The organism is Streptomyces sp. SID1328 (genome assembly GCF_009865595.1).
In the GTDB taxonomy this organism is placed as follows: Bacteria; Actinomycetota; Actinomycetes; order Streptomycetales; family Streptomycetaceae; genus Streptomyces; species Streptomyces griseoluteus.
This window is the reverse complement of sequence record NZ_WWKH01000109.1, coordinates 1-6,599: the sequence shown is the minus strand read 5'-3', so window position 1 is coordinate 6,599 and position 6,599 is coordinate 1. Positions and strand designations below refer to the sequence as shown.

The following is a 6,599-nucleotide window of genomic DNA, read 5'->3' as shown; positions in this document are numbered from 1 at the left end:
GGCCGCGGCGAGCCCGGTGGCGGCGGCGACGCTGGTGCGGCCGCTGCCGCCGGGCCCGGTGATCAGGAGGGTACGCATGAGGCTGAACGGTAACGGAGCCTCAGCGGCGTGGAGGCCCCCGGCGGCCGGGGCCCGGTGTCAGGACCCCGTCTCGACGCGCTTCTTCAGGCCGGCCAGCGCGCGGTCGATGATGACCTTCTCGGCCTTGCGCTTGATCATGCCGAGCATGGGGATCTTGACGTCGACCGTGAGGCGGTAGGTGACCTCGGTGGACCCGGCGCCCGCGGGCTTGAGCAGGTAGCTGCCGTCCAGGGAACGGAGCATCTGGGACTTCACCAGGGTCCAGGAGACCTCGTGCTCACCGGTCCAGGTGTAGGCGAGGGTCTGGTCGTCCTTGATGGCGCCCGCGTCCATGACGAGGCGGACCTCCTCGGCGCGGCCGCGGCCGTCGGTCTCCAGGACCTCGGCCTCCTTCACCTCGCCGGTCCAGTCCGGGTAGCGGGAGAAGTCGGCGATCACCGCCATGACATCGGCCGGGGCCGCCTCGATCGTGATGCTCGAACTGGTGTGTTCCGCCATCGCCGTGGCTCCTCCAGATGCGGCCGGACGTTCTCTCACGCGCGGGGTGCCCACGTGTGTGCAGCGTGAAGGCTACCGCGCCGCCCCCGGCCCGCCGTCACCACTCCAGCACCCACGGCCTGCCGGTCCCGGCGAAGTGGCCCACGTTCACGCACTCGGTCGCACCGATCCGCATTCGGCGGGCGAGCGGCTGGTGGACGTGGCCGAACAGGGAGTAGCGCGGCCTGGTGCGCCTGATGGCGGCCAGCAGGGCGCGGCTGCCGCGCTCGAAGCGGCGGGCGACGGTGTCGTAGACGAGTTCGGGCACCTCGGGCGGGATGTGGGTGCAGAGCACGTCGACCTCGCCGACGGCCTCGATCTTCGCCGCGTACTCCTCGTCGTCGATCTCGTACGGGGTGCGCATCGGGGTGCGCAGGCCGCCGCCGACGAAGCCGAAGACGCGGCCGCCGATCTCCACCCGCTCACCGTCCAGCACGGTGGTGCCCGGTCCGGCGTACTCCCGCCAGAGGGGCGGCATGTCGACGTTGCCGTAGGTGGCGTAGGTCGGGGTGGGGAAGGCGGCGAACATCTCGGCGTACTGGCGGCGTACCGCCTGCTCGATCGCCGCGTCCCGGTCGGCGCCGATCCCCGACCACAGCTTCCGGCCGAGGGCGCGGGCCTCCTCGAAGCGGCGGGCGGTGCGCAGCTCGACGATCCGGTCGGCGTTCTCCGCGCCGAACAGGTCGGGGAAGATGCCGCGCGAGTGGTCGGCGTAGTCGAGGAAGAGGACGAGGTCGCCGAGGCAGATCAGCGCGTCGGCGCCCTCCCCGGCCCGCGCGAGATCACGGGCGTTCCCGTGCACGTCGCTGATCACGTGGACGCGGGTCCGGGGGCCGCGGGCGGGTGTGGAAGCCATGGCGATCAAGGGTAGAGGTGTGCGGTCTACGTGAACAGTGGCCCGTCTGGCCTGCGGTTACTCGCCCGTTGGTCAAGAGGTGGACTACTGTGCGCCCAAGCGGGTCATCCCGTGTGACGCAGCGAACATCTGGCACGGACCCCCTGTCCCAGAGGTCATACCGGCGGGTAACGTCCGGGCAGTCCGGTCGTGCTCCGGAGATCACCCCGGCAGGCGGGACTCCCCGAGCACCCGCCCCGAGGAGCAGCAGTCTTGCGCGAGTTCAGCCTTCCGGCCTTGTACGAGGTCCCCGCCGACGGCAACCTGACGGACATCGTCCGCAGAAACGCCGCTCAGCACCCGGACGTCGCCGTCATCGCCCGCAAGGTGGGCGGCGCCTGGCAGGACGTGACGGCCCGGCAGTTCCTCACCGAGGTGCACGCCGCCGCCAAGGGCCTGATCGCCGCCGGCGTGCAGCCGGGCGACCGGGTCGGCCTGATGTCCCGCACCCGCTACGAGTGGACCCTGCTGGACTTCGCCATCTGGAGCGCGGGCGCGGTCACCGTGCCGGTGTACGAGACCAGTTCGCCGGAGCAGGTGCGCTGGATCCTCTCCGACTCCGGCGCGACCGCCGCCTTCGTGGAGCTGGACGGCCACGCGGCCGCCGTGGACTCGGTGCGCGAGTCGCTGCCGGCGCTGAAGCACGTGTGGCAGATCGAGGCCGGTGGCCTGGAGGAGCTGACGCGGCTCGGGCAGGACGTCTCCGACGCGACGGTCGCCGAGCGCGGCTCGCTCGCCAAGGCGGACGACCCGGCGACCATCGTCTACACCAGCGGCACCACCGGCCGCCCCAAGGGCTGTGTGCTGACCCACCGCAGCTTCTTCGCGGAGTGCGGCAACATCGTGGAGCGGCTGCGCCCGCTGTTCCGTACCGGCGAGTGCTCGGTGCTGCTGTTCCTGCCGCTGGCGCACGTCTTCGGGCGGCTGGTGCAGGTGGCGCCGATGATGGCGCCGATCAAGCTGGGCTGCGTCCCGGACATCAAGAACCTCACCGAGGAGCTGTCCGCGTTCCGGCCGACCCTGATCCTGGGCGTCCCGCGCGTCTTCGAGAAGGTCTACAACAGCGCGCGGGCCAAGGCGCAGGCCGACGGCAAGGGCGTGATCTTCGACAAGGCCGCCGACGTGGCCATCGCCTACAGCCGCGCGCTGGACACCCCTGCGGGCCCGTCGCTGAAGCTGAGGCTCAAGCACAAGGTCTTCGACAAGCTGGTCTACGGCAAGCTGCGGGCGGTGCTCGGCGGCCGGGGCGAGTACGCGATCTCGGGCGGTGCCCCGCTGGGCGAGCGGCTCGGCCACTTCTTCCGGGGCATCGGCTTCTCGGTGCTGGAGGGCTACGGCCTGACCGAGTCCTGCGCGGCGACGGCGTTCAACCCGTGGGACCGGCAGAAGATCGGCACGGTCGGCCAGCCGCTGCCCGGCTCGGTCGTGCGGATAGCGGACGACGGCGAGGTGCTGCTGCACGGCGAGCACCTGTTCAAGGAGTACTGGAACAACCCGGACGCGACCGCCGAGGCGCTGGCCGACGGCTGGTTCCACACCGGGGACATCGGCACCCTGGACGAGGACGGCTACCTCCGGATCACCGGCCGCAAGAAGGAGATCATCGTCACGGCGGGCGGCAAGAACGTCGCCCCGGCCGTGATCGAGGACCGCATCCGGGCGCACGCGCTGGTCGCGGAGTGCATGGTGGTGGGCGACGGACGGCCGTTCGTGGGCGCGCTGGTCACCGTCGACGAGGAGTTCCTGGGCCGCTGGGCCGCCGAGCACGGCAAGCCCGCCGGTTCCACCGCGGACTCGCTGCGCGACGACCCGGAGCTGAACGCGGCGATCCAGGCGGCCGTGGACGACGGCAACGCGGCGGTGTCCAAGGCGGAGTCGGTGCGCAAGTTCCGTATCCTGCCGATCCAGTTCACCGAGGAGTCGGGGCACCTGACGCCCTCGCTGAAGCTGAAGCGGAACGTGGTGGCCAAGGACTACGCGGCCGACATCGAGGCCATCTACGCCAAGCAGACCGCCTCCTGACGAAACGTCACCGAACCGGGCGGCGCCGGGAGTTCCCCGGCGCCGCAGCGTCAGAGCAGCACCTTCAGCCGTTCGGCCAGCAGGTCCCAGCGCCACGTCTCCTCGACCCACCGCCTCCCGCGCTCGCCCATCCGGCGGCGCAGGCCCTCGTCGGCGAGGAGGGCGCTGATCCGCTCGGCGGCCTCGGCGGGTTCGCCGCCCCGGACCACCCAGCCGGTCTCGCCGTCGAGCACGGCGTCCGGCGCTCCGCCGGAGTCGCCGGCGACCACGGGCAGCCCGGTCGCGGACGCCTCCAGGTAGACGATGCCGAGCCCCTCCACGTCCAGCCCGCCGCGCCGGGTGCGGCACGGCATGGCGAACACGTCCCCGGCGCCGAAGTGCGCGGGCAGCTCGGCCCACGGCACCGCGCCGGTGAACCGTACGGAGTCCGCGACGCCGGTCCCGGCGGCCAGGCGGCGCAGGTCGGCCTCGTAGGGGCCGCCGCCCACGATCAGCAGTACGGCGTCCGGCTGGGCGGCGAGGATCCGGGGCATGGCCCGGATCAGGGTGTCCTGGCCCTTCCTCGGCACCAGCCGCGAGACGCACACCACGACCGGCCGGTCGGTGAGCCCGAGCCGGGCGCGCACCTCGTCCCCGCCGGAGCCGGGGTGGAAGGTCTTCTCGTCCACGCCGGGCGGCAGCTGGACCATGCGCCCGGCCGCCTGAGGAGTGAGCGCGGCGGCGATCCGGGACCGGGTGTACTCGCCGAGGTAGGTGATGGTGTCCGTGGACTCACCGATCCGGCGCAGCAGCCCACGGGCGCCGGGCAACTGGGCCCAGCCCGCCTCGTGACCGTGGGTGGTGGCCACCAGCCGCTCGGCGCCGGCCCGGCGCAGTGCCGGTGCCATCAGCCCGAGCGGCGCCGCCGCCCCGAACCACACCGAAGTGCAGCCGTGCTCCCGCAGCAGCCCCACCGCCCGCCGGGTCGCGCCCGGTGTGGGCAGCAGCATGGTCGTACGGTCGCGCACGACGGTGAAGGGCTGCTCGGCGTCGAAGGCGGCGGTGGCCTCGGCGCCCTCCCGGCCGCGCTTCCAGGTGGAGGCGTAGACGACGATCCGGTCCGGGTCCAGGCGCAGCGCCATGTTGTGCAGGAACGCCTGGATGCCGCCGGGGCGGGGCGGAAAGTCGTTGGTCACGATCAGGGTCTTGTGCATCGCCGCCGACCCTACCGGGTGGGCCGCCCGGGGCCGGGCCGGGCGGAGTCTGTGGCAGGGACACGGCCGTAAAGGACATCATGAGTCTTCCGACGCGCACGACACACGACCGAACGGCAGGGGATCACGTGGACACGAAGGGCGCCGGGCGGTCCCTGGCGTGGTTCGCGGCGGTGTGGGGGGCGAGCCGTGCCGTCCTGCTGCTGACCGTGTTCAAGGTGATCACCGTCGCGGGCCCCGACGTCACCTCGGACGTGTCGGTGATCTACCGCGGCTGGTACGAGGTCCTGCGTCAAGGAACGTTTCCGCTGGACGACGTGACCTGGCAGTACCCGCCCGCGGCGGCGCTGGCGGTCCTCTCCCCCGGCCTGCTGCCGTTCCTGGACTACACGGACGCCTTCTTCGTCCTGTGCTGCCTCACCGACCTCGCGGTACTCGGCCTCCTGGTGCGCCACGGCCGGGGTCCGGGCCGCTCGCCGCGCGGGGCCTGGCTGTGGACGGCCGCCGTCCCGCTGCTCGGGCCGACGGTGTACGCCCGCTACGACGTGATGGTGACCGCCCTGGCCGTGGCCGCGCTGCTGGCGGCCGCCCGGCATCCGCGCGCCTTCGGGGTGCTGACCGCGCTCGGCGCGATGGTGAAGGTCTGGCCGGCGCTGCTGCTGGCGGGGTCCTTCCGGCGCCGTCCGTGGGCGTCGGCGGCGGTGACGGCGTCGGGGCTGGCGGCCCTGTTCGCGGTCTCGATGCCGGGCGCCTTCGCCTTCCTGACCTTCCAGCGGGACCGGGGCACCGAGGTGGAGTCGCTGGGCGCGCTGGTCTTCCATGTGGCCCGGCACTTCGGCTGGGAAGGCCAGGTGCTGCTGAACTACGGGTCGATCGAGTTCCTGGGCCCGTGGGTCGGGGTGGTGAGCACGGCGGCGCTGGTGCTGACCGGGGCCGCGTTCGGCTGGCTGGTGCTGTGGCGGCTGCGCGTGGTGCGGACCGACGAACTCACCCTCCCCGAGGCCGCGTTCACGGCGGTGCTGCTGTTCACGGTGACCAGCCGGGTGATCAGCCCGCAGTACCTGGTGTGGCTGACCGGCCTGGCCGCGGTGTGCCTGACCCACCGCGCGTCCCGGATGACCGCGCCCGCGCTGATGGTGGCCGTGGCGTCCCTGGTGACGGTGCTGGAGTTCCCGCTCGGCTTCATCCACGTGGTGACGAGCGACTGGTACGGCGTGACGCTGATGGTCGTGCGCAACGGCCTGCTGGTCGCCGCCTCCCTCGCGGCGGCCCGCCGGCTGTGGCGCGCCACTGTGTCCCCGGCGCCCCTCGCGTCCGCCCCCGCCGCGGACCGCGCGGACGAGTCGCCCGTCTCCCCGTGAGGCTCAGCCCAGCTGGTCCCGGACGTAGTCCTGCCACTGGGCGGTGAACTCCTTCGGGGTGGTGTCCAGCACCTGCTCCAGCGCCCCCTCCACCGCGCCCGCCCGGCTGCGGTGGGCCCCGACGGCCCGGTAGAAGACGCGCAGCTCCTCCTCGCCCCAGCGCTCGGCGATCATCCGGCAGGCCAGCCAGCCGGACTCGTAGGCGCGGGCCAGTCCGGCCGGGTCGCCGGTGAAACCGAAGTCCTCGTCGGCGGGGAGCGCGTCCGGGACGCGCCCGTCCGCGACCGCGCGGGTCAGCTCGGGGGCGACCTCGGCGGGGGTGCGGCCGGTGCCGAGGTAGCCGGTCCAGTCGGCGTACCCCTCGGAGAGCCAGAGCGGGGTGGCGGCGGTGGTCGCCGAGCGGGTGGCGACATGGGTGGTCTCGTGGGTGAGTACCACCTGTTTGCCCAGGTCGCCCAGGGCCGCGTACGCCTCCGGGTTGACGACCACCCGGTCGGCGGGGGCCCGCCC

General features: G+C 73.0%; 5 protein-coding genes and 1 pseudogene. 2 read left to right on the top strand and 4 right to left on the bottom strand.

What is annotated here, in order from left to right:
• Positions 1-138: 138 nt before the first annotated feature.
• Positions 139-579, bottom strand: coding sequence for an SRPBCC family protein (locus GT030_RS03530; protein WP_030810292.1), 441 nt, complete (start codon positions 577-579; stop codon positions 139-141).
• A 97-nt stretch (positions 580-676) separates the two neighbouring features.
• The gene (locus GT030_RS03525) at positions 677-1,474 is read right to left on the bottom strand and encodes a metallophosphoesterase (RefSeq protein ID WP_161199784.1); all 798 of its coding nucleotides are present in this window, start codon (positions 1,472-1,474) and stop codon (positions 677-679) included.
• A gap of 252 nt (positions 1,475-1,726) precedes the next feature.
• Here GT030_RS03525 and GT030_RS03520 point away from each other — a divergent pair, with 252 nt between their 5' ends.
• On the top strand, positions 1,727-3,535 hold the full coding sequence (locus GT030_RS03520; RefSeq protein ID WP_161199783.1) for an AMP-dependent synthetase/ligase: 1,809 nt from the start codon (positions 1,727-1,729) through the stop codon (positions 3,533-3,535).
• Positions 3,536-3,585: 50 nt separating this feature from the next.
• Here the strand turns inward: GT030_RS03520 and GT030_RS03515 are convergent, their stop codons facing one another.
• On the bottom strand, positions 3,586-4,728 hold the full coding sequence (locus GT030_RS03515) for a glycosyltransferase family 4 protein (RefSeq protein ID WP_161199782.1): 1,143 nt from the start codon (positions 4,726-4,728) through the stop codon (positions 3,586-3,588).
• Between the two features lie 128 nt (positions 4,729-4,856).
• Between GT030_RS03515 and GT030_RS03510 the strand changes: the two genes are divergently transcribed.
• On the top strand, positions 4,857-6,089 hold the full coding sequence (locus GT030_RS03510) for a glycosyltransferase family 87 protein (protein WP_161199781.1): 1,233 nt from the start codon (positions 4,857-4,859) through the stop codon (positions 6,087-6,089).
• 3 nt (positions 6,090-6,092) lie between these two features.
• Here GT030_RS03510 and GT030_RS03505 read toward each other — a convergent pair.
• Positions 6,093-6,599, bottom strand: a pseudogene (locus tag GT030_RS03505) (hypothetical protein); the annotation flags it as partial.

Coding starts and splice junctions, on each gene's coding strand:
- GT030_RS03525 (WP_161199784.1), bottom strand. CDS start 1,474: ATGGCTTCCACACCCGCCCGCGGCCCCCGGACCCGCGTCCACGTGATC.
- GT030_RS03515 (WP_161199782.1), bottom strand. CDS start 4,728: ATGCACAAGACCCTGATCGTGACCAACGACTTTCCGCCCCGCCCCGGC.
- GT030_RS03530 (WP_030810292.1), bottom strand. CDS start 579: ATGGCGGAACACACCAGTTCGAGCATCACGATCGAGGCGGCCCCGGCC.